This is a genomic window from Chitinophaga oryzae (assembly GCF_012516375.2).
GTDB classification, from domain to species: Bacteria; Bacteroidota; Bacteroidia; order Chitinophagales; family Chitinophagaceae; genus Chitinophaga; species Chitinophaga oryzae.
In genome coordinates, this window is record NZ_CP051204.2 from 219,122 (window position 1) to 245,724 (window position 26,603).

A 26,603-nucleotide genomic window follows, 5' to 3' on the forward strand; every position below is an offset into this window, starting at 1 on the left:
CTATTGTTGCCCGGTCTCCGCATTCATGTTTCCCCGAAATTCCGACATCAAAAAATTCCAAAATCCCCAAATCTTTTATGCGATGTCGCAGATATGAACGGCATTGTTCAGGGAAGCCAGTTTATCGGGACGGGACGGAATGAACTCCTGCGCCACGTATCCTTTGAAGCCTGTTTCGTGGATGGCTTTCATGATAGCGGGGTAATACAGTTCCTGGGTTTCGTCTATTTCATGACGACCGGGAACGCCGCCGGTATGGTAGTGCGCGATGTATTGATGATGATCACGGATGTTGCGGATAACGTCTCCTTCCATGATCTGCATATGGTAGATATCGTACAACAGTTTAAAGTTTTCGGAACCTACTGATTTACAGAGCGCTACGCCCCAGGCGGTATGGTCGCACTGATAGTCATGGTGATCTACTTTGCTGTTCAGCAGCTCCATCACGAGGGTTACTTTTTTCTTTTCCGCGTAGCTGATAATACGCTGCAGTCCTTTCGTGCAGTTGGCGATCCCCTGCTCGTCGCTGAGGCCATTGCGATTGCCGGAGAAGCAGATGAGATTGGAGAAACCGGCTTTGGCTGTTTCATCGATATAATGCCGGAAATAGGTTTCCAGTTTATCGTGATGGGCAGGGTTGTTGAATCCCCGGGTGATGCCCCATTCCGGACCGTTGCTGGCCACCATGGCGCAGGTCATGTCATGTTTTTTCAGAACGGCGAAATCCTTCGGGTCTACCAGGTCGATTGACGGAATGCCGATCTTTTTGGCGGCCACGCAGAGATCGGCCAGCGAAATATCGTCATAACACCACGCACATACAGAGTGGTTGATTTTTCCTTTCAGCGGTTCTCCAACGGTTTTGTCGTGAGCCGCTACCCTTTCTGAAAGGGAAGATAAGGCGGTAGATGCCAGTGCCATAGTCGCTACTTTTTTGATCATGTCGCGGCGGGAGTTTTCCTCGTGCATAATTTCAGTGTGCTTTAAGTGGCATCAATTTAATTGAAAATAAGCGTATTTGCAACACTTACTGCAACTTCGCAACAGGAAAGGGCTCCGACAGGTTGTCACAGTTTTTTTGAAGGCAAACGGACTGAAAATCTTACCTTTAAAGCAGCAATCTTATTTTGGTAAGCATTTTGTTTATGTATTGAAAAGCGGAGGTTGAAATGGAAAAAAAATATACCCCAAGTTTATGGCTCTGTATCCTGATGGACCTGATTGGTTGTGCGAGTTATGCCGTACCTGTTTTAGGTGATGTCAGCGATGTGATCTGGGCCCCGATTTCAGCAATTATCTTTTACCGTATGTTTGGTGGCCCCGTTGGTACTTTTGGTAGTGCCTTTAACTTTTTGGAAGAACTGTTTCCCGGAACGGATTTTATCCCCACCTTCACCGTGGCGTGGATTGTAAAGCGTATCTGGGCGGGCAGAAGGACCGTTTCTATGCGGTAACTTTAAATTTTTTGATTTTCGATTTTTTGATTTTGAGATTGTGGGTGTACAAAAATTCCCAAATCAAAAAATCGAAAATCAAAAAATTTTAAAAGTGGTTCACCCTGAATCCTCCCTGTCCTCCGCGAGGCCCCATCATCCGCATACCTCTCTCTGCATTGTTCCCTTTGTTATTACCACCGAACTTATTGAGGAAATAAGTAAAGCTGACCATAAAGTACTGCTGCAGCACATTGGAACGAACGTCTTCAATGTAGTTATCGCTCACATCGCGGGAAACCGCTACGTACTGCCGCAGCAGGTCGAAGCCCTGTATCCTGATCATACCTTGTTTTTTCGGGAACACATACTTGGATATGTTGGCGTTCCACATGGTGGAAGTCAGGTTATAGCCAGCAGTACGGCCTCTGCTGAGCGTGCAGGTAATGTCCGAGCCCACCATGAAGCCCAGCGGCAGATTGAAATTTACATCGGCATTGAAGTTATAGTCAAAGTACTGTGTGTTGGGAGTAGACGGCAACGTATAGGAGGTGGCGTTATAGTTTACGCTGCCGCCCAGGGCTGCGTCGAACAGCTCTTTATACATATAGCTTACGTTCACGGATTGCGTCAGCTGAAACGTGCTTTTATAGTTCATTACGCCCTGTGTCATGTTTACATCGCGGCTGTAGCCGATCATGGTGCCGGTATTCAGGTTCTGGCCGGGTGTGCGTGACAGCGGGATGGAGTTATGCAACATACCGTTAATGCTGTAATAGCCATTCACGTTTACCGGTTTGCTGAAAGTCTTTCCTGTAGCGGTGTCCAGCCGGGTGGAGTTGACGATTTTGTTGGAGCCGAAAGATCCTCTCAGCATGGCAAACATACCCCTGAACGTCGTATTGTTGAACTGGTTATAGTTAATGCGCAGGGTATTATTGAAAGACGGTTTCAGGTCGGGGTTACCTTCCTGGACATACAACGCATTACTGTTGTCCGGTACAGGTTGCAGCTGTTGTACGGTAGGCTGCTGGGTGTTACCGTTATAGTTTATGCGTAACCGTTTGTTCTTCGCGAACGTGTAGTTGAAGCTGGCATTGGGTGCGAAGTTAACAGTCCGCTGATGAATGAGGCTGTCTCTTTTTGTACGGAAAGAATAGGTGGTGTTATCGAGATTATTGAACAGCACGTTCAGCCCGATAGAGTAATCGTACTTCAGCCTGGTAGTACGGAAAGCCAGGCCGGCCTGCTGATTGAGCGTATTGTTGGTGAAAGCGTTGCTCAGTGAATCGTTGAGCTGATCGTATATGCCTTTGCCTTCATCATAGTCGTACGTATATTTTTTACTATCGCTTTTATAGTTGGTAAAGCCATAGTTGGCTTCGAGATATTTATCCCTGCCTAAAGGCTCGGTGTACGTGAGGTTGGCGCCGGCATTTTTGCTGGTGGTATTGATCTGGTTGTTCTGATTGAATGTTGACAGGCTGTCATTGGCAAAATAATACACGCTGGACTTGTTGAAGTTCTGCTGATCATTAATGCTGGTATTGTATGTCAGGTTGAGGCTGAGGGATCGGCCGGGTGTTTTAAACCGTTTTCTGAACAGCAGTGATCCGCCGATATTCTGATTGTTGCCCTGGCCGTCGTTGGTGGTAGTGCCTTTGTTGACCGTGTCCTTGTTGTTGTTCAGCGTCTGGTAGTCGCGGGAGCTGAAGCTGTTGCCGTTTGTAAGGGAATAGGAAGGTGAAAACACCAGGGAGTGCATGGAGTCTATTTCGTATTCCACGCGGGCGTCGAGGCGGTTGTTGCTGTTGTCTGTCTGCGAGGCGGAATTTTCGTTATAGAAGGTGGTGCTGTTGCCGGCGAAGGTTTGCCTGGAAGTTTGTTGCGCCAGGTTGTTTTTGGTATCGTTAAAGAAGTAGCTGCCGCTGAACTGCACTTTTTTGCTGAAGTCTTCGCTGAAGTTGAGGCCTGCGTTCCAGTTGCGGGTGATGCCGGGGTTAGCGTTGCCGCCGCCGCCACCCTGTGTAACGATCATGCCACCGCCGCCTCGGCCACCTCTCCCGCGGCCCCCGCCACCGCCGCCGCCGGCGGGACTGAAGCTCATCTGGTCGCGGACCGAGTAGCCGGTACTGTTAATGTTATTGCCGCCGCCGATGAGGCTCATTTGCTGATTATCGCGGAAGCGGTTGATGTTAAACGCGGTGGAGAAGCGGTCGTCCGTACCGTAGCCTGCGGAGGCGCGGCCAAACAGGCCTTTCTTTTTATCTTTTTTAATGGTGATGTTGATTGCTTTTTCTGTCTGCCCGTCATCGATTTTAGTGAATTCAGCCTGATCGGATTTTTTATCGATGATCTGTACTTTGTCGATGATATTGGCAGGCAGATTTTTGGTGGCCATTTTAGGGTCTGTACCGAAGAACGGTTTGCCGTCCACGTATACTTTGGTAACCGTTTCTCCTTGCGCCGTGATGGCCCCGTCTTTATCCACGGTGACGCCGGGCAGTTTTTTGAGCAGGTCTTCCACTACCGCGTTATCGCGGGTTTTGAAGGCATCTGCATTAAATTCGAGGGTATCTTTTTTCACCACGATGGGTGGTTTTTCATCTTTGATTTCTACGGCGTTGAGGTTTACGCCTTTGAGTTCCATGCCCAGTGTGCCCAGTGTGAGCGATGGTGTTTCTTCCGTGATTTTTACGGGTTTATTGATGGCTTTATAGCCGAGGAAGCTGATAAAGAGGCGATAGTCGCCGTTGGCGATATTAGTGATCTCGAAATTCCCTTTGTTGTCGGTGATGGCTGTACTGGCTACGGTAGAGTCTTTGGCGTGCAATAATACCACAGTGGCCGCGGGCATGGCTTCCCTGGTGCTTTGATCTGTTAACTGTCCCTTAATCTTTCCTTGCTGTGCCTGAGCCTGGGAGCAGATGACTCCCAAACTCAGTACCAGCAAGAGCTGTATAATTTTTTTCATAATGGAGGTTCGCGCAAAAAGGTAAGATAGGATGAATTTTTACATTTGGGGTTGCCGCTTACGTAATTTCTCCATCTCCTGTTGCCTGATATCCCGCATTTGTTCCTGGCTGATTTTCTCCGCTCCTGCGGGGATACTGAGGTCAGTATCTGTAACGGCCTGCAGGTTTACGCTGGAGGCGTTGAAAGCACGTTTGCCGCCTTCGGCTACCAGTACTACGGCGTTGGCTTCCGGCAATAATCCGTTGATGGGGGAAAAGCTGAACGGCAGTTCCGTGGTGTACCATACTGTATAGGTATCATCTTTCAGCTTTACAGTGGCTTTTTTACAGGTATAGCCGGCTATTTTCTTTGTCTTTTCGCTGGTTTTGGTATCAGCGGCAACGATAAAGTCTTCTTCGCTGTAGTAGGTTTTGCGGTCTTCGCCGAAGGTGCTGAAAACATGGATGACTTTTTTATTGGCCAGGTCGAAGTACTGTGTGTTGCCGCGGCCCATCATGCCACCCATTCTGCGCTGGCCGGGGCCGGGCCCTTGTGCCGGCGCGTTGCTGGTGTCTCTGCGGGCTCTGCCACCCCAGCGGCCGCCGCCATTGCCAAAGTCGGGTCTTTCTGTGGCCAGTTTGGCATGGCCGTTATTAAAAGTAAGGGTTTGTTTGAAGGTGATCACGTCGGGGATCTGCGGGGCGTCATCGCCGTCGCCACCGCCGCGCTGGAACCCGCGCATCCGTTCGGGGTCTGTTTTAGCAGTCACCTCGTAAACAATAGTGCCTGACTGCTGCGCCAGCAGCGGCTGTGAAAAAGGCAGCGCCAGGGCTGCGCTCATAATGATCCGGGATATACCTTTCATGGTTGCTGATTTTACCGGCAAAAATCCCGCTTCCCCGTTTCTTTTTGCGTTAAAAAGCTTTATTTACTGTTATTTACTGTTAAAGGTTATCTACCAGCGTTAAATAGGCTTATCTACTGTTAATTACTGTTAAGGATTTCGCCCCTTTAGCGCCGGAATAGATAGTTTTGTAACGATATAAATATGATTGATGCGGCAACGAATCCGAAACATCCTTATCCTCATGTGCAGCTGTATCCTCGGGATCTTTCTCTTCCAGGGATACTGGGTGTACAATTCCTACCGCATCCGGCAGGAGCAGTTCAGCAAGGAGATCAATGATGCCTTGCGGACAGCGGTATTCAACAAACAGTTCTCCGATGTGCACCGGCAGTTCCCGGATATGCGCAGCTATCGTTATTACAGGGCAAAAGACAGCGCCCGTATGGTGATGCTGCGGATAAACCGGCATGACGGCCGGCACCGGCATGGCCCGGGCGACATGCCACCCGGCCCTCTGCCTCCGCCAGACAGTATCAAGGGAGATGTTACCGCCCGCATTTATGTCGATACCCTCGCCCGTCAGATCTCCGAATTCCTGATCGCCGGCAATAACCGCAACGACAGCGCCAATCTCAGGAAACTGGACTCCGTTTTCCGTGCTGAACTCCATAACCGCCAGATAGCCACCCCGTATCAACTGGACACTTTTCACATGAGTTACAGCGGTTTTGAAAGGGAGAGCTTCCGCGACAGCATCCGGAAAAGAGAGCCCCGGCAAACATCCAAGATACCTTTCAATCCTGCCAGCAACCTGTTTGTGCAGGCCAGCTTCGAGTCGCCGCTGCAGTTCATCCTGCAGAAAATGCTCTGGACGCTGGTGAGCTCTGTGGCGCTGCTGGTACTGACTGTGCTGTGTTTCGTATATATGCTGCGTACTATCCTCAAACAGAAAAGACTGTCGGAGGTGAAGAACGATTTTATCAATAACATGACCCATGAGCTGAAGACGCCGATAGCCACCGTATCTGCGGCGGTAGAAGCGCTGCAGAACTTCAATGCGCTGAACGATCAGCGCAAAACGCAGACTTACCTGGATATTTCCAAAAATGAACTGCAACGGCTGTCCGATCTGGTGGAAAAGGTATTGCACATTGCCGCAGAAGAGAAAGAGGACTTTGAGTTGTTCCGCGAGGAAACAGACCTCAACGAAGTGATCGATAATATCCTGACGAACCATCAACTGAAAGCGACGAAAGTGCTGCAGGTGCGGTATGACAACAAGTTGACCCGCCCCACTGTTTATGTAGATAAAACCCATTTGTCCAACGCCATCAATAACCTCGTGGACAATGCCATCAAGTATTCCGGGGAGCAGGTGCAGTTGTATATCAGCTGCAGCGAAGAGAACGGTATATTGAAGATCAGGGTAAGGGATAATGGTATTGGCATCCCCCGGGTGTACCAGGAGAATATCTTTGATAAATTTTTCCGGGTACCTACCGGCGACCTGCATAACGTGAAAGGTTTCGGACTGGGCCTGAGTTATGTGAAAAAGATAGTGGAGATGCATGGCGGCACCATCCGGGTGCATAGTGAGCCGGACAAAGGGACGGAGTTCACGATCAATATTCCGTTGTCCCGGGGCTGAAGCCCGGAGCGACAATCAGGGGGCTTCAGGATGATAGCAGGTACATGACTTTCATACGGAACAGCTCCAATACTTCACCTGTTCCGCAACGTGCCCGGGGCGAGAGCCCTGGGGCCCGGGAACGAAAAAAACGATATGGCGAAAATATTATTAATAGAAGATGAATGGCAGTTGGGCCAGATTGTTAAAGACAGCCTGGAAACCCGCGGTTTTGAGATGCTGTATGCAGAAGACGGCAAGGAAGGGCTGCGCCTGTACCAGCAGGAGCGGCCGGATGTGGTGGTGCTGGACATCATGATGCCTAATATGGACGGTTTTACGGTGACAGCCGAGATCCGGAAGCAGGACAAATTCACGCCCATCATCTTCCTGACAGCCAAATCACAGACGGCAGACGTGGTGAAGGGGTTTGAGCTGGGCGGCAACGACTATCTCAAGAAGCCGTTCAGCATGGACGAGCTGATTGTGCGTATCAAGGCCCTGCTGAAGCGCTTCAGCGATCATCCGGCGGTGAAGGAGATGGAAGAGGGTTCCGTGGTGATCGGCCAGTACATCTTCAACTATGCCAAACAGACCCTTACCCGCAATAACACCACCGAGTTTCTCTCCCACCGCGAAGCCGAGATTTTGCGCCGGCTGTATGACAACAAAAATGAGGTGATGGAACGCAAGGCCGTGCTGATGGACCTCTGGGGCGACGACAATTTCTTCAACGCCCGCAGTATGGACGTTTTTATCACCAAATTGAGGCGTTATCTCAAGGACGACAGCCGGGTCCAGATCGTTAATATCCGGGGGGTTGGTTATAAGCTGATATTTTAGCATTATCGCTTATCTTTGTTCTTTATGGAACAGTTAGTACAGCAAATAGCAGCCTATAAACAGGAAATAGCGGCTTTTACGCCCGCCAATGCGGCCGATCTGGAGCAGTACCGGATAAAATTCCTCGGTACCAAAGGCATCGTGAAGGCCCTTTTCGGCGAAATGAAACAGGTCCCCAACGATCGCAAGAAAGAATTCGGACAGATCCTGAACGAGTTTAAGCAGCTGGCAGAAGAGCGCTATGAAGCGTTTGCAGCGCTGAAAGAAGCTGCCGGCGCCAATCATCAGGAGATAGACTATACGATGCCCGAGGCCCCTCACCGGCTGGGTACCCGTCATCCTATCAGCCTGGTGCGGAATAAAATCATCCGCATCTTCGAACGGCTGGGCTTTACTATTGCAGAAGGCCCGGAAATCGAAGACGACTGGCACAACTTTACTGCGCTGAACCTCCCGGAAAATCACCCTGCGCGTGATATGCAGGACACTTTCTTTGTCAGCAAAAATCCTGACTGGCTGTTGCGTACCCAAACTTCTTCCGCCCAGGTACGGGTGATGGAGCAAGGCAAACTGCCTATCCGCATCATCAGCCCGGGAAGGGTATACCGCAATGAAACCATTTCCGCCCGTGCACACTGCTTTTTCCACCAGGTAGAAGGGTTGTACATCGACGAAAACGTTTCGTTTGCCGATCTGAAACAAACGCTTTATCACTTCGTGAAAGAGTTCTTCGGCGAAAACACCGGTATCCGTTTCCGTCCTTCCTACTTCCCGTTCACAGAACCCAGCGCCGAGATGGATATCTCCTGCTTTATCTGTGGCGGTACCGGATGTTCCGTATGTAAACAAACCGGTTGGGTAGAAATCCTGGGTTGCGGCATGGTACACCCTAAAGTACTGGCCAACTGCGGCATCGATCCGGAGAAATATACCGGTTTCGCTTTCGGCATGGGCATCGAACGTATTACCATGCTGAAATACCAGATCAAAGACCTGCGTCTGTTTTCTGAGAATGATACCCGCTTCCTGGAGCAATTTGAAGGAACGGTATAGCTATTTAGCGATTTTTTGATTTACGATTTTTTGATTTGAAGTATGCCCCGGCAGTCTAAATCGAAAAATCGTAAATCAAAAAAAAGTCCCCGACAAATGATTTATCGTTGATTTCAGGTAAGCCAGGCAGCCTCCAAATCAAAAAATCGTAAATCAAAAAATTCCCAAATCAAGATGATACATTCTATTGCTGTATGCGGCGCTGGCACCATGGGTGCCGGCATAGCCCAGGTAGCAGCTTCCGGTGGTTATAAGACGGTCTTGTTTGACATTCGCCCGGAGGGGCTGGAAAGAGCGCAGGCGCAGATCACCAAAAGCCTGACCACAGCAGTGGAAAAAGGACGCCTGAAAGCGGAAGACAAAGACGCTATCCTGGAGCGGCTTACTTTTACCAGCGATATCCATCTTTGTGTGGCGGACGTGATCATTGAAGCCATTGTCGAGGATATGGCGGCCAAAACAGCTTTGTTCAGCCAGCTGGCGCCTATCAACCGGGAAGACGCCATCTTTGTTTCCAATACCTCTTCGTTGTCCGTTTCCCAACTGGCAGCCACCCTCCCCCATCCGCAGCGGGTGGCCGGTATGCACTTTTTTAATCCTGCCCACCTGATGAAGCTGGTTGAAGTAGTAAGCGGTGAACAAACATCGCCGGAAGTGGCCGGCCGCGTGTATGAGCTGGCCAGGGCGATGGGCAAAGTGCCGGTAAGGGTGAAAGATGCGCCGGGATTTATCGTTAACCGGGTAGCGCGCCATTACTACCTGGAAGCGATGTTGCTGGCCGAACAGCGGATGGCCGACTTCAGCACCATTGATCAGTTGCTGGAAAATGCCGGCTTCCGGATGGGGCCTTTTGCCCTGATGGACCTCATCGGTAATGATATCAATCTGGCAGTGACACAGTCACTATACGACGCTTTTCAGCAGGCGCCACGCTTCAGGCCCAACGCACTGCAGGAACAGCGGGTGAAAGACGGAAGGCTGGGCCGCAAAACGGGCCTCGGCTTCTACCGGTACGAGCAGTAAACTTTTAACAGTTATAAATCAGGAGGACCGCTCAAATCACGGAAATCATTAGTTATTTTTGGGCCTCCTTAAGTAAATGAATTAGTCTTCATGATTTTAGTAACCGGCGGTACAGGTTTTTTAGGCAGTTATTTGATTCGGTCATTGGTTGCGGCAGGTAAGCCTGTGAGAGCCCTTTACCGGAAAGCCCCGTCTCCCCGGTTACAGGACCTCTCCGGAAAGATAGAATGGGTGCAGGGGGATATCCTCGACGTATGCGCGCTGGAAGACGCCATGCAGGGCGTTACCCAGGTGTATCACTGCGCCGCTGTAGTGTCTTTTCAGCCCGGGCATGCCGCCGGTCTGATGAAGATCAACGTGGAAGGGACGGCCAACGTGGTGAACCTCGCGCTCGATGCCGGCGTAAAAAAGCTGGTATATGTGAGTTCGGTCGCCGCCATCGGCAGAGCGAAGGAGCAGGCCGCCATCGATGAAGATTGCGAATGGGAAGACAGCCCCAATAACTCCCGTTACAGCATCAGCAAATACCAGGGGGAGATGGAAGTGTGGAGAGGGATCGCCGAAGGGCTGGATGCCGTGATCGTCAACCCCTCTATCATACTGGGCGCCGGCTTCTGGGATGAAGGCTCCGGTACCCTGCTGAAGAATGCCTGGAAAGAATTCCCTTATTATACCGAAGGGGTTAACGGCTTCGTGGATGTTCTGGATGTGGTAAAAGCCATGGTCCTGCTGATGGACAGCCCCGTGAGCGGCGAACGGTTTATCCTGTCGGCCGGCAACTGGGGATACCGGCAGCTGTTTACCTCCATGGCCCATGCCCTGGGTAAAAAGCCGCCCCATATCGCAGCGAAACCGTGGATGGCGGAACTGGTGTGGCGGCTCGAAAAAGTAAAGGGGCTGCTGACAGGCAAACAACCGGTCATAACGAAAGAAACGGCGCGTACGGCACAGCTGAAGGTGTACTACGACAACCAAAAGATACTGAAGGCGCTGCCTGAATTTACCTTCCGCCCGCTGGAAGAAACCATCCGGGAAATATCCGCCGCTTTCCTGGCCTCCCGCAACTGATATTTTACTTCAACAACAACGCGCCGATAGCCGCCGCCAGTGTTTTGGCGGTTTCCGCAGGGGCATCTTTGCTGACCCACACACGGGGCTTGTCGCCGGCAATAACTGCTGCTACCGGCTGACCGCGATACTGGAACTCATAACATACTTTCTCGTAGGAATTGACCTTGCCGTAACGGTTATGTGCCGTAATGCGGATATCCGTGTCTGCACAACGGAGGATGCCCGCCTGTTTGTTATTGTTCAGCTCCAGGTACCCGGGTGATTTTAATATCATTTCCCAGCGTTTCAGCGGCTCATTTTTAGTCCCGTTGATCAGGGTGTACGAAAGGGCCGTACTGCCGTCAAGGTCTTTTAAAACGGCCGGTAAATCGCGATTACTGAAAGCGATCCGGGTGGTGTTCATGGTTTGCACCAGGATATGTTCATCGTTACCGTTTACGTAGAAGTTGAAAGGTGTTTTGGGATCTTTGACAAAGCTGCCCATGGTTTCCGCCACGCCGTTTTTCCGGGAGGTGGTGCTATACAGTCCGAAGGAGATGGTTTTGGCGGTCAGCCAGCCGTCGTTCACCTTTACGGGCCATTCCTGCGCCTGGCTGTACAGGTTGTGGACCGTCGGGGTCGTGGTGGATTTTTTGGCAGTGGTACAGGACAGGAGAAAGAGAAAGGGAAACAGTAGTTTTTTCATGAATTACGAATTACGGATTACGAATTACGAATTGACGGTTACGACGGGAAAAACCCCCATTCGTAATTCGTAATCCGTAATTCGTAATTGGTTAAAGGGATTTTACTTTGTCCCAGATTTCAGGGATACGTTTTACCCAGCCTAGTTCTCGTCTTTTTTCGCTGGCCACTTCTGCCGGGTAACCGAAATATACTTTACCGCCTTCGAGGCTGCTGGGTACGCCGCTTTGCGCCAGTACCACCGCACCTTTGCCGATGGTGAGGTCTTTGTTCACGCCTACCTGTCCCCAGAGGATCACATTATCTTCAATATGGGCTTTACCGGCTATACCAACCTGCGCGGCAATGAGACAGTTTTTGCCGATCACGGTACCGTGACCGATATGGATCATGTTATCCAGTTTGGTGCCCCGGCCGATGATGGTATCACCGCTTACGCCTTTGTCGATCGTGCAGCCTGCGCCTATTTCCACATCGTCTTCGATGATCACCCGGCCACAGCTTACGAGCTTGTCGTATATCACCTCTCTGTCGGCTCTTTTCTTAAAATAAAATGCATCAGCACCGAGTACGGTACCGGCATGAATGATCACGTTGTCGCCGATAACAGCGTGGTCATAAATCGTTACGTTAGGATGTATCAGACAGTTGCGGCCGATGCGCACATGATTGCCAATGAATACGTTAGGTTGTACAATAGTACCTTCTCCGATCACTGCGGAATCACTGACCGCTTTGCTGGCCGGTTCAAATGGACGGAAGCGGTTTACCAGTTTTACATAAGCACTGAAGGGATCTTCCAGTACCAACAGCGCCTTGCCTTCGGGGCATTCCACTTTCTTGTTGATGATGATGATAGTGGCGGCAGATTGCAGACTGGCGTTATAGTATTTTTCAAAGTCTACAAAAGATATATCCCCGGGTGTTACCTTGTGTATTTCATTGAGGCCGGTAGCCATCAGCTGGCTGTTGCCTACCAGCTCTGCGCCTATGAATGCAGCGATTTCCGTTACTGCAACGGGTGCTTCAAACTTCATATGATCTGAGTTGTTGAATAATATTAAGTGCAACAAAGGTAGTAAATCGGGGAAAGCAATAAGCAAAATATGGAGGGGGGTATAACGATAACCGGGAAGTTTCAGACTGCTGTTATCCACAATTATTTTAGTAGTGTGAATAAAATTTTTTGTAAAATTTTTCTTTTGTCATGAAATTCTTTTTAATATTGTGTAGGGAATTTTGTTTCCCTGTACTTACTAACCCATTCACATAATAAGAAAGTCTGATTGTTCCAACGGTCAGACTTTTTTTATTGCCGCTGAAATCCTTTGCTGGCAAGCATTACAGCCGACTGCTATTTTTTTCTTCCTCATCGGGTATACATCACTTCATCTGTTGAAGGGGCATTTTATCTCCCGCTCCCCCATCTCCGGAAAAAGGGAAAAGGGAGCAAAAACACGTTGAAGTATCCTTTGCTCCCCATTTTTTCCCGATGAAGTTATATGGCTTTGCTGAACAACTGGCTTTCGGGCAGTTTTCTCCACAACCGGGCATCAAATGCCATGCAGATATTACGGATGAACGGCCGTCCCTGCGCAGTAACTTTCACGCTGTTTTTCACTACTTCCACCAGTCCGTCCCTCTCCAGTTCCTGCAGGCGCTGAAGCCCTTCTATCACCGCGTCGCACTGTGTGTCGGCCTTGCGCCAGCTCGTTTCAAAAGTACACATCAGGTCGCGGATATGTCCTTTCAGCAGCTGGTCTTCATCGCTGAGGATATGTCCGCGGACGATGGGAAATTCTCCTCCGGCTACCCGCTCCTGGTACGCTGCCACCTGCTTCTCGTTTTGTACATAGCCATAGCCGTTATCACCGATGGAAGAAGCACCCAGTCCTACCAGGAGCGAGGTGTGGGAAACGGTATAACCCATGAAGTTACGATGCAGTTCACCTTTCTCTGCGGCGATAAACAGCTCGTCTCCCGGCAGTGCAAAATGGTCCATCCCGATCTCGGTATAACCGTTCCGGGCGAAGAGCTTTTTACCCAGTTCATACAACCGTCTTTTCTCTTCGTCTTTGGGCAGATCGGCTTCAGTGTAACGGCGTTGTCCCACGCCTTTGATCCACGGCACATGTGCATAGCTGTAAAACGAGATCCTGTCCGGCCTTAGCAACATCACTTTGCTGACAGTGTCCTGCATACCGCAGGCGGTCTGTAACGGCAGCCCGTATATCAGGTCGAAATTGATGGCCGTGAAGCCAATTTTCCTGGCGTGTTCCACCACCTTCTCCACCATTTCGAAAGGTTGTAACCGGTTGATGATCTCCTGCACCCTTGGATCAAAATCCTGGATGCCGAGGCTCACGCGGCGGAAGCCAAGGTCGTATAATGTCTGCAGATGTTCGGGCGTGGTATTGCCGGGATGACCTTCAAAACTGAGGGAAGCATCCGGCAGTAATGTTGCATGCCGGTAAATACCCTGCAGCAGCATCATCAGGTTCTCCGGGCTGAAAAAAGTAGGGGTGCCGCCGCCGAGATGTATCTCGCGGATACGGGGCCTGCCTTCAAAAGCAGCCACATACAGTTCCCATTCTTTCAGTACGGTCTGTATGTAGGGCGTCTCCACCGCATGGTTGACCGTAATGTGTTTGTTGCAGCCGCAATAGGTGCAGAGCTTTTCGCAGAACGGCAGGTGGATATAAATACTGATACCGTCTTTATGGTTGGTGGCCTGAAATGCTTTTTTCAGCAACGTCTTCCATGCCGGCAGGTTAAAAGTGTTTTCGTCCCAGTAGGGTACAGTCGGATAACTGGTGTACCGGGGAGCTGCGATATTGTATTTGCGGATAAGGTCCATGATCTTTAAGGTTTATGACAACAACGTTCCACCACTTTTTCGCTGTGGGCAGACATTACAGGGCTGATATACGGTATGCCGAGGTTGAGCCCCCGCAGGATAAGCAGGATGCCCATAATGCCTACTGCTACCGGTATGAGGGCGCGTATGCGGTTGCGTACCCCGATGCTCACCAGGTGGCTGAACCAGGTGACGGTCATCATCGCCGGCATGGTACCTGCGCCAAAAGCGGCCATAAAAAGGCTGCCTTTCCAGGTGGCGCCGGTGGCAACAGCGCCGGCGACCGCCAGGTACACCAGCCCGCATGGAAGCAGACCGTTCAGCACACCGATACCATAGAGGGTGCTGAATCGCTGCTGACGTAATAGTGCACCCAGCGCTGATTTTATTTTAGAGAGATAGATACCGGGGAGATGACCGCCTTTTGACCGGTATATGCCGGTGTACTGCAGTAACACGATCAGCAGCAGGAGGACGCCGATACCGATAGACAGCCACTGTTGCAGGCCGCCGAGGTACAATTGCCGGCCCACCCAGCCAAAGATCATCCCCAGCAAAGCATAGGTGGTGATACGACCAGCATTGTACAGCAGGATACCTGCCAGTTTCTTCACCCCGTCGAGATGTTGGACCGGCAGAGTGAGCGCTATCGGGCCACACATACCGATGCAGTGGAAGCTGCCCAGGAAGCCAAGAATAAGTGCGCCTATCATGAGTGATCAGTTAATGTGTAAATTTTCTTCCTGGTAAAACGGTTTGCCGCCGTTTTCCCATTGTACTTTCACGAGGTAATTGCCTTTGTGGAACAGCTGGCGGTTGATCATCAGCGTGCCCCCGCTGCTGAGGCGCAGCGGCATTTCCACGTCCATACCGGCATCGGAAGGGCGGTAGAATTTTATCTTACCGGTGATATTGGCGCCGTGCAGTTCCTGCGGGAACGTAACGGCGATACCTTCAGACTGCTGAGCGATCAGCACGGGAGCTGAGAGTGCGCCGGCATTTTTTTTACCGTCTATTACCTGCTGGTATTTAAGCTCTTCCGCGTAGTAATCCTTGGTGACCATGTCTATTTTAGTGCGCATGCTTTTGGTGACCAGCGTCAGGATGCCGGCAGCAAAAACAACAAACACGATGATGATTTTATGTCCCCAGTTCATGATGGTATGATTTAGATGCTATAAAATTTATTGTACAGGCCCGAGGAAGGTGGTGCGCATGCGCGTGATCCGTTTATCGCCTTCATACAGGCCGATATAAAGAGTGGATTTCCGGTTGTGCAACGCTGCTTTCGGCACGATGATAAAGAAGGTGCCTTCTCCCTGGCCTTCTGCTTTTACGGTGATGGTGCTTTTTCCCACTACTTCCACATGTCCCGGTTCGTCTTCCAGTTTCAGCTGTAAGGGTATTTCAGCAGTGGTTTTATTGATCAGTTTAATACGGTAGAGGTTAGAGATGCTGTCGGCGCCTCTTTCCTGGTACAGCATGCCGGTGGTGCGCATAATGGTGCCGCTGACGGGTTTGCGGCTGGCGAGCATAAAAACGATGGCGCCGAGCAACAGGGTGAGGATGCCGGTATAGATACGCAGCCGTGGTGTAAAACGCAGCGGCGCTTTCTGTGCGATGCCGTTTTCGGACGCATAGCGTATCAGCCCGCGGGCGCGGCCGGTTTTGTCCATCATATGGTCGCAGGCGTCGATGCAGGCGGTGCAGTTCACACATTCCAGTTGGGTGCCGTTGCGGATATCGATACCGGTGGGACAAACTTTCACGCACTGGGCGCAATCGATACAATCGCCGATGGCCCGGGCATCATCTTTACGGAATTTTCCGCGGGGTTCTCCCCTTACGTAGTCGTAGGCCACAAGGATGGAGTTTTTATCCAGTAATACGCCCTGTAAGCGGCCGTACGGGCAAACGATGGTGCATATCTGTTCGCGCATAAAGGCGAATACGCCGTAGAACACGCCGGAGAATACCAGTATGGCGATAAAGCCGCCGGTATGTTCAGACAAAGGCGCAGTAATGATGTTGCCGAGTGTTTTGGCGCTGATGATATAAGCGAGGAATATATTGGCGATGAGGAAAGAAAGTGCGTAAAAAACGAGGTGTTTGGCGGTTTTACGAATGATCTTGTCGGTGTTCCATGGTTGTTTGGCCAGCATGCGTTGTGCGGCGGCATCTCCTTCTATCCAGTATTCTATCCGGCGGAAAAGCATCTCCATGAAAATGGTCTGCGGGCACATCCATCCGCAGAAAAGCCGGCCAAAGGCCATCGTGAACAAAACGATGAAAAGGATAAAGGCCAGCATGGCCAGGCCGAAGATAAAGAAGTCCTGAGGCCAGAAAATAGCACCGAAGAGGATGAATTTACCTTCTACTACATTGAGCAGAAATAAAGGCCTGCCATTTATGGAGATAAACGGCAGGCTGAAAAAAACACTAAAATAAAAGATGCTGAGAATGCTCCGGATGTTATAGTAGCGTCCTTTCGGTTGCTGGGCAAAGATCCAGTTACGCTTTCCCTGCTTATCAACTGTGGCTAAACTGTCTCTGAACGTATTGCTGTCGGCCATGACTTTATTCTTTTACACCTTGTGGTTCTTTAGGATTGGGAGGGTTGCTGCCATGAATGGATTTCACGTAGCTGGCCAGCTGGGCCAGTTGTTTCGGTGAAAAATCTTCCTGCCATGCTTTCATCCCTTTGTCGGGTACGCCGTATTTAATGGTTTTAAACACTTCATTGATTTTGCCGCCGTGCATCCAGTAATCATCGGTGAGGTTGGGACCTACGACGCCCTGTCCCTGCGGCCCGTGGCACGGGGCGCAGCTGGCGACGAATATTTTGCCTCCTGCTGCGAGATCGTCCGCGTTGTCCATCATTTTCACATTGTTTTCATCGATGTTGTTGGCCGCGTTCTTCAGGTATTCCGCTTTGGCGACGGCGGCTTTTTCTTCCGCCATGGCCAGCTCCTGCAGCTGGTTGGGAGCGGAGTGGGATATTTCTGTGCGCCAGAAATATACTACGCCGAAACAGATGCTGAAGATGAAACCCCACTTCCACCAGGGCGGTGTGGGGTTGTTCAGCTCACGGATACCATCGAAGTCGTGGCCCATGTCTTCTTCTGTTTCGGACGCAGCATCCAGGGTCCTGGTTTTGTTGATTTTTTCCAGCCAGGAGATGCGTGGTTTGGCAGGCGTTGCTGCATCGGCAGCGGCCCGGCGCTTGCTCTTGTTTTTGATACCGGCCAGGAAGCGCAATACAAAAAGCAGGGAGATGATCACCGCGATTTCCAGTACAACAATGGAAACTAACAGGTATAGGGAGGACTGGGAAAGTGATGTATAATAGGATGAGGCTTCCGGTGCCGGGCTGGTAGCGCCCGCCGGCAGGCTTGCTGCCAGGGAGAGCGTTACCAGCACGAGGATAACCGGCAATTTGGCTGCTTCTCTTTTCATTCTTTCACGGTAAAGGTCCATAGCGCCCACCACCGCGTTGCCGAGGATGGCGATCACCAGTACCAGCCCGATGATGACCGTCAGCAGCACCAGCGCTACCGGATCTTTCAGCTCGGACGGCGGTTTGGGGCCGCCGGCCAGTGCGGACAGGCTGCATAACAGGCTGCCGCTGAGTGTATATAACAGCTTCCTTTTCATATGTATCGTTTATAGGCTTTGGGTTTCATCATTATCTAAGGGGATGCGGCTGATCTGGTCCACCATGTTGCGGTCTGCCCGGAACGCCCAGAAGGCGGCGAAGACAAAGAAGATGGAGAAGATCAGCAGGGAAGCCATCGGGTAGATGCTGACACCGGCAATTGATTCCAGATAATTAATGAACTTCATGGTCCTGTGTTTTTATGTTGACTAAAAATCGTTCTTGTCGTTGCTGCCGGTGCTGGCGTCCGCGGTAGCGGGCTTTTGTGCCGGCGCCATTTTAATGTCTTTGCCCATCCGCTGCAGGTAGGCGATCAGCGCTACAATTTCACGGTCTGCTTTCACGGGCAGTTTGTCTTTCTCCAGGGCGGCAGCGATGCCGGCGGCCTGCTTATCAAGATCGGCGAGGGCCTGTTTTTCGTAACCGTCTGCATAAGGCACGCCCAGTTTCCGCATTACGTTGATCATCGCGGGCGTTTTGCCCCTGTCGATGCGCTCTTCAAACAGCCATGGATACGGCGGCATGATAGAGCCGGGAGACATGGAGGTGGGGTCCAGCATATGGTTGTAGTGCCAGCTGTCGGGGTATTTCCCGCCTATTCTGGCCAGGTCCGGACCGGTGCGTTTGGAGCCCCACTGGAACGGGTGGTCGTAGATGAATTCACCGGCTTTGGAGTATTCGCCGTAACGGGCCACCTCGTCGCGGAAAGGACGGATCATCTGGGAGTGACAGGTATAACAGCCTTCCCGGATGTAGATGTCGCGGCCGTGCAGTTCCAGCGGCGTATACGGTTGTACGCTGCTGATGGTCGGGATATTGCTGCGTACAAGGAAGGTAGGTACCATTTCGAGGATACCGCCCACCGCTACTACCACGAGGCTGAATACCACCAGCTGGATAGGACGGCGTTCGATCCAGTTGTGCCAGTGCGCTTTGCCGTGAGTAGGGATTACTTTCGGCAGCGGAGCGGCTTCAGCTGCTTCGTCGGCGACGAAAGAACCGCGGCGGATCGTTTTCCAGAGATTCACGATCATCAGTGCAAGGCCGCTTACGTACAGCAAGCCGCCGAAGGCGCGCAGGGCGTACATGGGAACGATGGTGGTCACTGTTTCGAGGAACTGGTATTTCAGTTGTCCTTCTTCGGTGAACTGTTTCCACATCATGCTCTGGGTGAAGGCAGCCCAGTACAGCGGGATCACGTAGAAGATAATGCCGAGGGTGCCGATCCAGAAATGGGTGTTGGCCCATTTGCGGGAGTACAGCTGTGTGGAGAAAATGCGCGGGATCATCCAGTAGAGGATACCGAAGGTCAGGAATCCGTTCCAGCCCAGGGCGCCTACGTGTACGTGTGCGATGGTCCAGTCGGTATAGTGGCTGATAGCGTTCACATTTTTAAGAGACAGCATTGGTCCTTCGAAGGTAGCCATGCCATAGCAGGTAAGCGCTACCACGAAGAATTTCAGGATAGCGTCTTCCCTTACGCGGTCCCATGCGCCACGCAGGGTAAGCAGACCGTTGAGCATACCGCCCCAGGAAGGTGCGATCAGCATAACGCTGAACACGGTGCCGAGCGACTGCGCCCATTCAGGCAACGCGGTGTACAGCAGGTGGTGAGGGCCAGCCCATATATAGATGAATATCAGCGACCAGAAGTGGATGATAGACCAGCGGTAGGAATATACCGGTCTGTTAGCCGCTTTGGGAACAAAGTAGTACATGAGGCCGAGGTAAGGCGTGGTCAGGAAGAACGCTACCGCGTTGTGACCGTACCACCACTGTACCAGTGCGTCCTGTACGCCGGCATACCAGCTATAGCTTTTAAACAGCGACAAAGGATACTCGAAAGAGTTGATAATGTGCAACATGGCGATGGCTACCCAGGTGCCGATGTAAAACCAGATGGCTACATACAGGTGAGACTCGCGCCGACGCAGGATCGTGCCCAGCATGTTGGCGCCAAACACCACCCAGATCAACGTGATAGCGATGTCGAAAGGCCATTCCAGTTCGGCGTATTCCTTGCCGGTAGTATATCCCAGGAAAAGCGTCAGTGCGCCGCCGGCGATGATCGCCTGCCATCCCCAGAAGTGGATCTTACTCAGCAGGTCGCTGAACATACGGGCTTTACACAGCCGTTGCAGCGAGTAGTAGACACCCATGAAAATACCGTTGCCCACGAAGGCGAAGATCACGGCATTGGTGTGTACGGGACGGAGACGCCCGAAGGTAGTTGGCGCGAAGCCCAGGTTAAGCTCCGGAATTACCAGCGTAAGGGCTGCCCAGAGCCCAGCCAGCATACCGATCAGCCCCCAGAACACACAAGCGTAGGCAAACCATTTTACCGTGCGGTTGTCGTAATAAAATTTTTCGAGAGACATAGTGCTGTTTATTGTTGCTTAATAGATGGCTTATTTGCGTTTATTCGTTGGTGTTATCTTTTTTATCTTCGAAGAGAATACGGTGTGCGGGAGAGAAATCATCTTCAAACTGTCCGTTCTTTACCGACCAGATGAAGGCGGCCAGAAAGCCTGCTGCTACCAGGAGGCTGGCGCCAAGTAAAAGAATAATTACGCTCATAACAGTATTATTTTACCAGTAAAAACCGGGTTGTTTCCAAAGCCTGCAGGGCATGTTTTTCGTTGGCGCCGAATGTCAGCACGTCTCCGGTTTCCAGCACCGTAACTTCGTCTTTCAGCATAAAGGCCACTTTTCCTTCCAGTATCAGCACCATCGCATCTACAGGGGATACATGCGGCGGAATCTGATGTCCCTGTTGCATGATAATAAGGGTGGCCTCTGCTCTCCTGCTTTTCAGCACTAACCGGCTTGTTACTTTCCCGGTCCCCTCTTCCTGTAATACGTTCATGGTTTTCATCAGCATAAAATCATGATATGTGCAAATCGGATAAGCATAGATCACCCGTTATGCACAGGCAGCCTTGCTTTTCAGGCTGCCCGTACATCCATTTCAATCGGGCTTTAATACTGGCGCTTTTAAGATTTCACGGTGTGTATATTGTGTTGATAGCAAAGGTAACAGCAACCACATGGCACTGCAATGACATTGCTCAATCAGGAATATGATTTTTGTCAGACATTTCCCGCAGGGCTTGGCCAGCCAGCTTTTTGCCCTGCCATTCGCTCAGCAGGTAGGTCATCAGCACGATGCTGATGGAGCTGGCGGGCATTAATATAGCCGCCACCAGCGGAGAGAGCAGCCCCTGAACGGCGAAGTAAAGGCCGGTGATGTTGTATGCCAGGGAGAGAATGAAACTGGCCAGGATAATGCGTTTGTTGGCCTTGCACAGTTGTACGAAAGAAAGTAACAACGGCAGTTGCGTGGCTTCGAGAATGCCATCGCTGGCGGGGGTAAAGTTGTTGCTGTCTTCTGTGAGGGAGATGCCGATATCGCTCTGTTTCAATGCCCCGGCGTCGTTCAGCCCATCCCCTATCATCATTACTTTTTTACCCTGTTGTTGCAGGGAGATGATATACGCCAGTTTATCCGCAGGTTTCTGTTCAAACAGCAGCGTGGTTTCGTGGCCCATGAGCCTGCGCAGGTTCATGGCTTCGCGGTCATTGTCGCCGGAGAGCACAGACAGCGGATATTGCTGCTGAAGCTGTTTCAGCAACGGCCGGATACCGCTGCGGTAGTTGTTGTGGATGGTGAAGAGCCCGGCCAGTTTATTGTTAAAGGAAAGGTATACGATGCTGCCGTCGACTTCCTCTTTGCGATGTGCACCGGTGAACTCAGCATTGCCCATCCGGATGTAATTACCTTCCACCCATCCGGACACGCCTTTGCCGGCAACATCCCGGAAATCACGTACAGGCATCACCGTAGCAGCGTTGCAATACGTGGCAATAGCCTTGCTGAGCGGGTGGGTGGACTGTTTGGCGAGGCTGGCGATCAGGCTTTCCTGGAAAGGGCTGAGCGTGTCGCCGTAATATTTAACATCACTGCCGGTTTTGCCGGTAAGCGTACCGGTTTTGTCGAACACGATGTGGGTGGTATTAGCAATGTTTTCTATCGCCTGCGCGTTGCGCAGATACAGGCGGTGGCGGCTCAGGATACGCAGGATATGTCCGTTGGTAAAAGAAGACGCCAGCAGCAGTGCGCAGGGGCAGGCGATGATCAGGATGGCAGTCACGGCGGGCCATATGCGGGACGGATCATGAAATCCCCAGTAGGTGGCGCTGAGCGCGGCGATGAGCAGTACCACCCAGGTGAAGTTACGGCCCAGCAGGTGCACGAAAGACACGTGTTTTTCTTCTTTGTTTTTCAGCTCGTCGCGGTTCCAGAGGCTGGTCAGGTAGCTCTGCGCCACCTCTTTGATGGTGAGTATTTCGATGTTGCCTTCCAGCTGCCGGCCGCCGGCGTAGATGATCTCGCCTACGGATTTATTGACAGGCGTAGCTTCGCCGGTCACGAAGCTGTAGTCGATCAATGCTTTTCCCCGGACGATGATACCGTCTGCCGGCACCAGTTCATTGTTATGTATGAGCAGGGTATCGCCTGTTTTGATGTCCGGTAAGGCGGTGGGCACTTCTTTTTCTTCGCGTATAACGCTGACGGCTATAGGGAAATAGGCCGTGTAGTCACGGTCGAAAGACAGGCCCTGGTAGGTTTTGTCCTGCAGGATACGCCCTATCAGCATAAAGAAGACAATACCGGACATGGAATCGAAGTAGCCGGCCTGGCCCTGCATAACGTCTGCCACGCTGCGGATGAAAGTTACCACGATAGCGAGCACAATGGGTACGTCGATATTGAGGAAGCCGTGTTTCAGGCCGCTCCAGGCGGATTTGAAGAACACCTGTGCGCTGTAAAAGAATACCGGTAACGCCAGTACGAGGTTCATGTACTGGAAAAGGCGGTTCATGCCTGCGTCGGTATGGCCGCTGCCGGTGAAATATTCCGGGAAGCTGAGCAGCATGATATTGCCGAAGCAGAAGCCTGCAACGCCCAGCTGGTAGATAAGATTACGTTTAATGCCCGGCTTCTTATGCTGCAGGTCCTGCAGGCTGATGTAAGGTTCATAGCCGATGGCGGTGAGCACTTCTGCTACGCGCCGCAGCGAGGTTTGTGTTTCGGAAAAAATGATGACCGCTTCCTTTTTGCTAAAGTTGACGGTTACACGCTGAATGCCTTTATCGAGCCGGTGGAGGTTCTCCAGCAGCCACAGGCAGGAGCTGCAGTGGATGTGCGGGATATAGAAGTTGACATGGGTCTGGCTTTCGTCCCTGAACTGTACCAGCTGTTGCTGTATTTTTTCATCTTCCAGGAAGGCGAATTTATCTTTTCTGACAGTAATCCGTTGATTTACACCCGGTTTGTTGTTCAGGTCATAATATTCACAGAGGTCGTACTGGTTGAGTATTTCGTATACCAGTTTACACCCTTCGCAGCAAAAAACTTTCTCCTGGATGATGATGTCGCGGTTGTGGCAGTCTTCCCCGCAGTGATAGCAGGATACTTGTACGTCAGAATAGGTAGCCATGATTAGTCGATACTTACGGTGTTAAGAATTTCATCCTGCCGGATAACGATGGTGTTGGCGGGCAGTACGGCGGGGTACAGGATGTTTTGCGCGATATAGTGCCACTGTTGCAGCAGTTGTTCAACGGTGTACATATCGCTGAGGCATATTTTATATGCGGGGCTCCAGTGGCCTTGCAGCAGGTAGTTACCGGTTACCTGGCGGAGTTTCTGGAGCAGCAGCATGATTTTATCGAATGATTGCCGGATGCCGTCATAAGCTGTGGGTTTGAGGCTTTTGCGGCCTTTTTTGTGAATGGTGGCGTTGCGGATGACCGGGAAGATGAGCGTGGTTTCCTTGCGCATCAGTTGGGTTATTTCGTTCAGCATTTTAGCGAACAGCAGTTGCTGTAGATCGGCGGTGGCCGGGGCAGTCGGGTCGTCCTGCCTTTCCAGGTTAAACCAGGCCATTACTTCCTCTGCGGTGCGTTCTATCGGTTGGTGGAACTTGTTCACGATCACGTCGCAGAGTGCGGCGGGCGTCAGTTCGTGAAAGTTGATGATAGCATATGGATGCATGGATGGATGGTATTTTTGATGTTACAAAAGTACCGGTACACCCATCCCGGCGGAATGATATGTATCAAGGTGGAGTATGATATTTGTCAGTAGTGGGCCGGAGCGGCGGCTAGTCCTGGAGATTGGCGGTTTTTACGATCTGCTGGAGATCGAGGAGGCGTATTTTTTTACCTTCCAGTTCTATCATACCGTCTTTTTTGAATTCGGAGAGCAGGCGGATGGCGGATTCGGTGGCGGTGCCTACGAGGTTGGCGATTTCTTCGCGGGAGAGGCGGACGCTCAGGGTATGGCCGTCGGCTTCCACGCCGTAGGTTTCTTTGATGAACAGCAGGGTTTCTGCCAGTCTTTCCCGTACGGGTTTCTGGGCTAGGTGGGTGATTTTCAGTTCCGCTTTCCGCAGTTCGCTGGAGAGGATGCGCATCATTTCGAAAGACAGGGAGGCATCTTTCTGGAGGATGCTCATAAACAGGTCTTTCGGTACGAAGCAGATGGAAGAGTCTTCGAGGGCAGTGGCGGTAGCGGTATAGCGTTCGTTGCTGAGCAGCGCTTTGTATCCCATGATATCGCCGGCTTTTACCAGGCGGATAATCTGTTCGCGGCCATCGTCGCCGCTGTGGGACAGCTTTATTTTACCGTCGTTGATACAGTAGACACCAAAGGGATATGCACCTTCATGGAAGATCACCTGGCCTTTTTTGTATACGGAGCATACTTTGGCCTGGTCAATCTGTTCCAGATTGCACTGTTCCGCCTTGCAGAAAATGGAGGAAAAACGGTCCCTGCAATGTTGGCAAGCAGGATTTTGAATTGTGCTACCCATATCAATCTGCAAAAGTACTAATTTACGGCTCCTTAACCAAAGCAAATGCTGTCGTGTCGTTAAATTATTATGTGATTTATAAACCATATGAGGTGCTGTCCCGGTTTACGCCGGAAGGGAATAAATCCTGCCTGGCAGATTACTTTAAAGTGCCCCGGGATGTGTACCCTGTGGGGCGGCTGGACTATGACAGCGAGGGGTTGTTGTTGCTCACGAATGACAAGTCGTTGAATAACAGGCTGCTGATGCCGCAATACGCACATGAAAGGGAATACTGGGTGCAGGTAGACGGGGCGGTGACCAATGCGGCCATACGGCAGCTGCAGGAAGGGGTGGATATCACGGTGGACGGTAAGCAGTATCATACAAAACCCTGCCTGGCGGAAATTTTTCCGGAGGAGCCTTTTTTGCCGGAGCGCAACCCTCCTATCCGTTTCCGGAAGAACATCCCGGCGCCCTGGCTGCGGCTGGTGCTTCATGAGGGAAAAAACAGGCAGGTGCGTAAAATGACCGCGGCCACCGGCTTCCCTACGTTGAGGCTTGTCCGTTACCGCATGGAAGAAATAACGATTGCAGGCATGCAGCCGGGCGACATGGTACAACTGAGCCGCAATACCGTTTATAAAAAACTCCGCCTGCTATCATCCTGATGTGGATGGTTTTAAGTATTTTGATACTTAATTGCCGGATTCACTGTATAAATCTGTCAGTTGGCATCAAATAACCACCTGTCAACCTTAGCAAATCCACAAATTTTAACTAGGTTTGTTGCCTACAAATATCTATTATGCTGAAATCAATGACTGGCTTCGGAAGGGCAGAAAGCGCGAGAGGCGAAACAAGTATCGTGGTAGAGATCAAATCGCTCAATGGAAAGCAATTTGAGGTGAACCTGAAAATATCGCCCCTGCTAAAACCCTACGAATTTGACATCCGTTCGCTGATGCAACAAACCCTGCAACGCGGGACACTGGATGTCAGCATCAACATTCGTCAGAATGGTGCTACAAGGCCGGTTGTGATTAATACAGACCTGGCGAAATACTATTACCAGTCTATTACAATGCTGGCCAACCAGCTCGAGCTGCCTCAGGGCGACCTGCTGAACGTGCTGATGAAACTGCCGGAAGTGGTTTCGCCTGCTACCGAACAGCTGACCAGGGAAGAGTGGAAAGACGTGGAAGACACCCTGAAGGAAGCCCTTACGGATCTGGACCTGCATCGCCAGGACGAAGGCCAGATGCTGAAAGCAGACCTGCAACAACGAATAGATAACATTGAACAATACTCCGGCAAAGTCCGTGAACTGGACCCGCTCCGGAAAGACCGTATCCGTCAGCGCCTCGAAGGCCTGCTGGCCGAACATGTGGGAAAGGACAATGTAGACGGTAACAGGCTGGAACAGGAGCTGATCTTCTATCTGGAAAAACTGGACATCTCTGAAGAACTGTCCCGCCTGGAAAACCATCTCCGTTATTTCCGTGAGATCCTGAAAGACGAAGACCCTGCCAAAGGAAAGAAACTGGGCTTTGTGCTGCAGGAGATCGGCCGCGAAATCAATACCACCGGTTCCAAAGCCAACGACGCCGGTATCCAGCAGTGGGTAGTGCTGATGAAAGACGAACTGGAAAAAGCCAAAGAACAAGTATTAAACGTTTTATAGCAAGGCGTATA

Annotated in this window: 25 protein-coding genes; 8 read left to right on the forward strand and 17 right to left on the reverse strand. The window is 51.2% G+C overall.

Annotated features, from left to right (window positions below):
* Nucleotides 1–75: 75 nt before the first annotated feature.
* Nucleotides 76–972 carry a hydroxypyruvate isomerase family protein gene (locus tag HF324_RS00915; RefSeq protein ID WP_168808577.1) on the reverse strand — a complete coding sequence of 299 codons (897 nt, stop codon included), beginning with the start codon at nucleotides 970–972 and terminating at the stop codon, nucleotides 76–78.
* Between the two features lie 200 nt (nucleotides 973–1,172).
* Here HF324_RS00915 and HF324_RS00920 point away from each other — a divergent pair, with 200 nt between their 5' ends.
* Nucleotides 1,173–1,457: a hypothetical protein gene (locus HF324_RS00920; protein ID WP_078669638.1), complete on the forward strand. Its 285-nt coding sequence runs from the start codon at nucleotides 1,173–1,175 to the stop codon at nucleotides 1,455–1,457.
* 88 nt (nucleotides 1,458–1,545) lie between these two features.
* Here the strand turns inward: HF324_RS00920 and HF324_RS00925 are convergent, their stop codons facing one another.
* Both HF324_RS00925 and HF324_RS00930 read right to left on the reverse strand, forming a co-directional pair.
* A complete protein-coding gene (locus tag HF324_RS00925) occupies nucleotides 1,546–4,410 on the reverse strand; it encodes an outer membrane beta-barrel protein (RefSeq protein WP_168808579.1) in 2,865 nt (954 codons plus the stop codon).
* Between the two features lie 39 nt (nucleotides 4,411–4,449).
* Nucleotides 4,450–5,256, reverse strand: a complete 807-nt coding sequence (locus HF324_RS00930; RefSeq protein ID WP_168861764.1) for a GLPGLI family protein — start codon at nucleotides 5,254–5,256, stop codon at nucleotides 4,450–4,452.
* Between the two features lie 190 nt (nucleotides 5,257–5,446).
* On the opposite strand from HF324_RS00930, the gene HF324_RS00935 reads away from it, so the two are divergent.
* The 5 genes from HF324_RS00935 to HF324_RS00955 all read left to right on the forward strand — a co-directional run bounded on the left by HF324_RS00935 (nucleotide 5,447) and on the right by HF324_RS00955 (nucleotide 10,852).
* Entirely contained in the window at nucleotides 5,447–6,886 is a 1,440-nt protein-coding gene (locus HF324_RS00935) for a sensor histidine kinase (protein ID WP_168808583.1), read from the forward strand.
* A 135-nt stretch (nucleotides 6,887–7,021) separates the two neighbouring features.
* Nucleotides 7,022–7,708: a response regulator transcription factor gene (locus HF324_RS00940; protein WP_078670335.1), complete on the forward strand. Its 687-nt coding sequence runs from the start codon at nucleotides 7,022–7,024 to the stop codon at nucleotides 7,706–7,708.
* 24 nt (nucleotides 7,709–7,732) lie between these two features.
* A complete protein-coding gene (pheS, locus tag HF324_RS00945) occupies nucleotides 7,733–8,761 on the forward strand; it encodes a phenylalanine--tRNA ligase subunit alpha (protein ID WP_168808585.1) in 1,029 nt (342 codons plus the stop codon).
* Between the two features lie 174 nt (nucleotides 8,762–8,935).
* Entirely contained in the window at nucleotides 8,936–9,784 is an 849-nt protein-coding gene (locus HF324_RS00950) for a 3-hydroxyacyl-CoA dehydrogenase family protein (protein ID WP_168808587.1), read from the forward strand.
* 90 nt (nucleotides 9,785–9,874) lie between these two features.
* Complete coding sequence (locus HF324_RS00955) at nucleotides 9,875–10,852, forward strand: NAD-dependent epimerase/dehydratase family protein (RefSeq protein ID WP_168861765.1); 978 nt, start codon at nucleotides 9,875–9,877, stop codon at nucleotides 10,850–10,852.
* 4 nt (nucleotides 10,853–10,856) lie between these two features.
* Here HF324_RS00955 and HF324_RS00960 read toward each other — a convergent pair whose 3' ends face one another.
* From HF324_RS00960 to HF324_RS01025, 14 genes are all read right to left on the reverse strand, one after another.
* On the reverse strand, nucleotides 10,857–11,540 hold the full coding sequence (locus HF324_RS00960; protein WP_168861766.1) for a hypothetical protein: 684 nt from the start codon (nucleotides 11,538–11,540) through the stop codon (nucleotides 10,857–10,859).
* A gap of 91 nt (nucleotides 11,541–11,631) precedes the next feature.
* Complete coding sequence (locus tag HF324_RS00965) at nucleotides 11,632–12,576, reverse strand: UDP-3-O-(3-hydroxymyristoyl)glucosamine N-acyltransferase (RefSeq protein WP_168808593.1); 945 nt, start codon at nucleotides 12,574–12,576, stop codon at nucleotides 11,632–11,634.
* Between the two features lie 461 nt (nucleotides 12,577–13,037).
* The gene (gene hemN / locus HF324_RS00970) at nucleotides 13,038–14,396 is read right to left on the reverse strand and encodes an oxygen-independent coproporphyrinogen III oxidase (RefSeq protein WP_193114980.1); all 1,359 of its coding nucleotides are present in this window, start codon (nucleotides 14,394–14,396) and stop codon (nucleotides 13,038–13,040) included.
* Between the two features lie 5 nt (nucleotides 14,397–14,401).
* A complete protein-coding gene (locus HF324_RS00975) occupies nucleotides 14,402–15,109 on the reverse strand; it encodes a sulfite exporter TauE/SafE family protein (RefSeq protein WP_168808595.1) in 708 nt (235 codons plus the stop codon).
* 6 nt (nucleotides 15,110–15,115) lie between these two features.
* On the reverse strand, nucleotides 15,116–15,553 hold the full coding sequence (locus HF324_RS00980; RefSeq protein ID WP_168808597.1) for a FixH family protein: 438 nt from the start codon (nucleotides 15,551–15,553) through the stop codon (nucleotides 15,116–15,118).
* 27 nt (nucleotides 15,554–15,580) lie between these two features.
* Complete coding sequence (ccoG, locus tag HF324_RS00985; protein WP_168808599.1) at nucleotides 15,581–16,969, reverse strand: cytochrome c oxidase accessory protein CcoG; 1,389 nt, start codon at nucleotides 16,967–16,969, stop codon at nucleotides 15,581–15,583.
* 4 nt (nucleotides 16,970–16,973) lie between these two features.
* Nucleotides 16,974–18,050 carry a cbb3-type cytochrome c oxidase N-terminal domain-containing protein gene (locus HF324_RS00990; protein WP_168808601.1) on the reverse strand — a complete coding sequence of 359 codons (1,077 nt, stop codon included), beginning with the start codon at nucleotides 18,048–18,050 and terminating at the stop codon, nucleotides 16,974–16,976.
* A 9-nt stretch (nucleotides 18,051–18,059) separates the two neighbouring features.
* Complete coding sequence (locus tag HF324_RS00995; protein WP_168808603.1) at nucleotides 18,060–18,239, reverse strand: CcoQ/FixQ family Cbb3-type cytochrome c oxidase assembly chaperone; 180 nt, start codon at nucleotides 18,237–18,239, stop codon at nucleotides 18,060–18,062.
* A gap of 21 nt (nucleotides 18,240–18,260) precedes the next feature.
* The gene (ccoN, locus tag HF324_RS01000; RefSeq protein ID WP_168808605.1) at nucleotides 18,261–20,429 is read right to left on the reverse strand and encodes a cytochrome-c oxidase, cbb3-type subunit I; all 2,169 of its coding nucleotides are present in this window, start codon (nucleotides 20,427–20,429) and stop codon (nucleotides 18,261–18,263) included.
* 40 nt (nucleotides 20,430–20,469) lie between these two features.
* Nucleotides 20,470–20,628, reverse strand: a complete 159-nt coding sequence (gene ccoS / locus HF324_RS01005; protein ID WP_078669623.1) for a cbb3-type cytochrome oxidase assembly protein CcoS — start codon at nucleotides 20,626–20,628, stop codon at nucleotides 20,470–20,472.
* 7 nt (nucleotides 20,629–20,635) lie between these two features.
* A complete protein-coding gene (locus HF324_RS01010; protein WP_168808607.1) occupies nucleotides 20,636–20,932 on the reverse strand; it encodes a cupin domain-containing protein in 297 nt (98 codons plus the stop codon).
* Between the two features lie 187 nt (nucleotides 20,933–21,119).
* Complete coding sequence (locus tag HF324_RS01015; RefSeq protein WP_168861767.1) at nucleotides 21,120–23,552, reverse strand: heavy metal translocating P-type ATPase; 2,433 nt, start codon at nucleotides 23,550–23,552, stop codon at nucleotides 21,120–21,122.
* Nucleotides 23,553–23,554: 2 nt separating this feature from the next.
* Nucleotides 23,555–24,109 carry a hypothetical protein gene (locus HF324_RS01020; protein WP_168808611.1) on the reverse strand — a complete coding sequence of 185 codons (555 nt, stop codon included), beginning with the start codon at nucleotides 24,107–24,109 and terminating at the stop codon, nucleotides 23,555–23,557.
* A 109-nt stretch (nucleotides 24,110–24,218) separates the two neighbouring features.
* Nucleotides 24,219–24,929 carry a Crp/Fnr family transcriptional regulator gene (locus HF324_RS01025; RefSeq protein WP_078669619.1) on the reverse strand — a complete coding sequence of 237 codons (711 nt, stop codon included), beginning with the start codon at nucleotides 24,927–24,929 and terminating at the stop codon, nucleotides 24,219–24,221.
* Nucleotides 24,930–25,000: 71 nt separating this feature from the next.
* Here HF324_RS01025 and HF324_RS01030 point away from each other — a divergent pair, with 71 nt between their 5' ends.
* Both HF324_RS01030 and HF324_RS01035 read left to right on the forward strand, forming a co-directional pair.
* A complete protein-coding gene (locus HF324_RS01030; protein ID WP_246269368.1) occupies nucleotides 25,001–25,579 on the forward strand; it encodes a pseudouridine synthase in 579 nt (192 codons plus the stop codon).
* 137 nt (nucleotides 25,580–25,716) lie between these two features.
* Nucleotides 25,717–26,592, forward strand: coding sequence for a YicC/YloC family endoribonuclease (locus tag HF324_RS01035; protein WP_168808615.1), 876 nt, complete (start codon nucleotides 25,717–25,719; stop codon nucleotides 26,590–26,592).
* Nucleotides 26,593–26,603 lie beyond the last annotated feature (11 nt).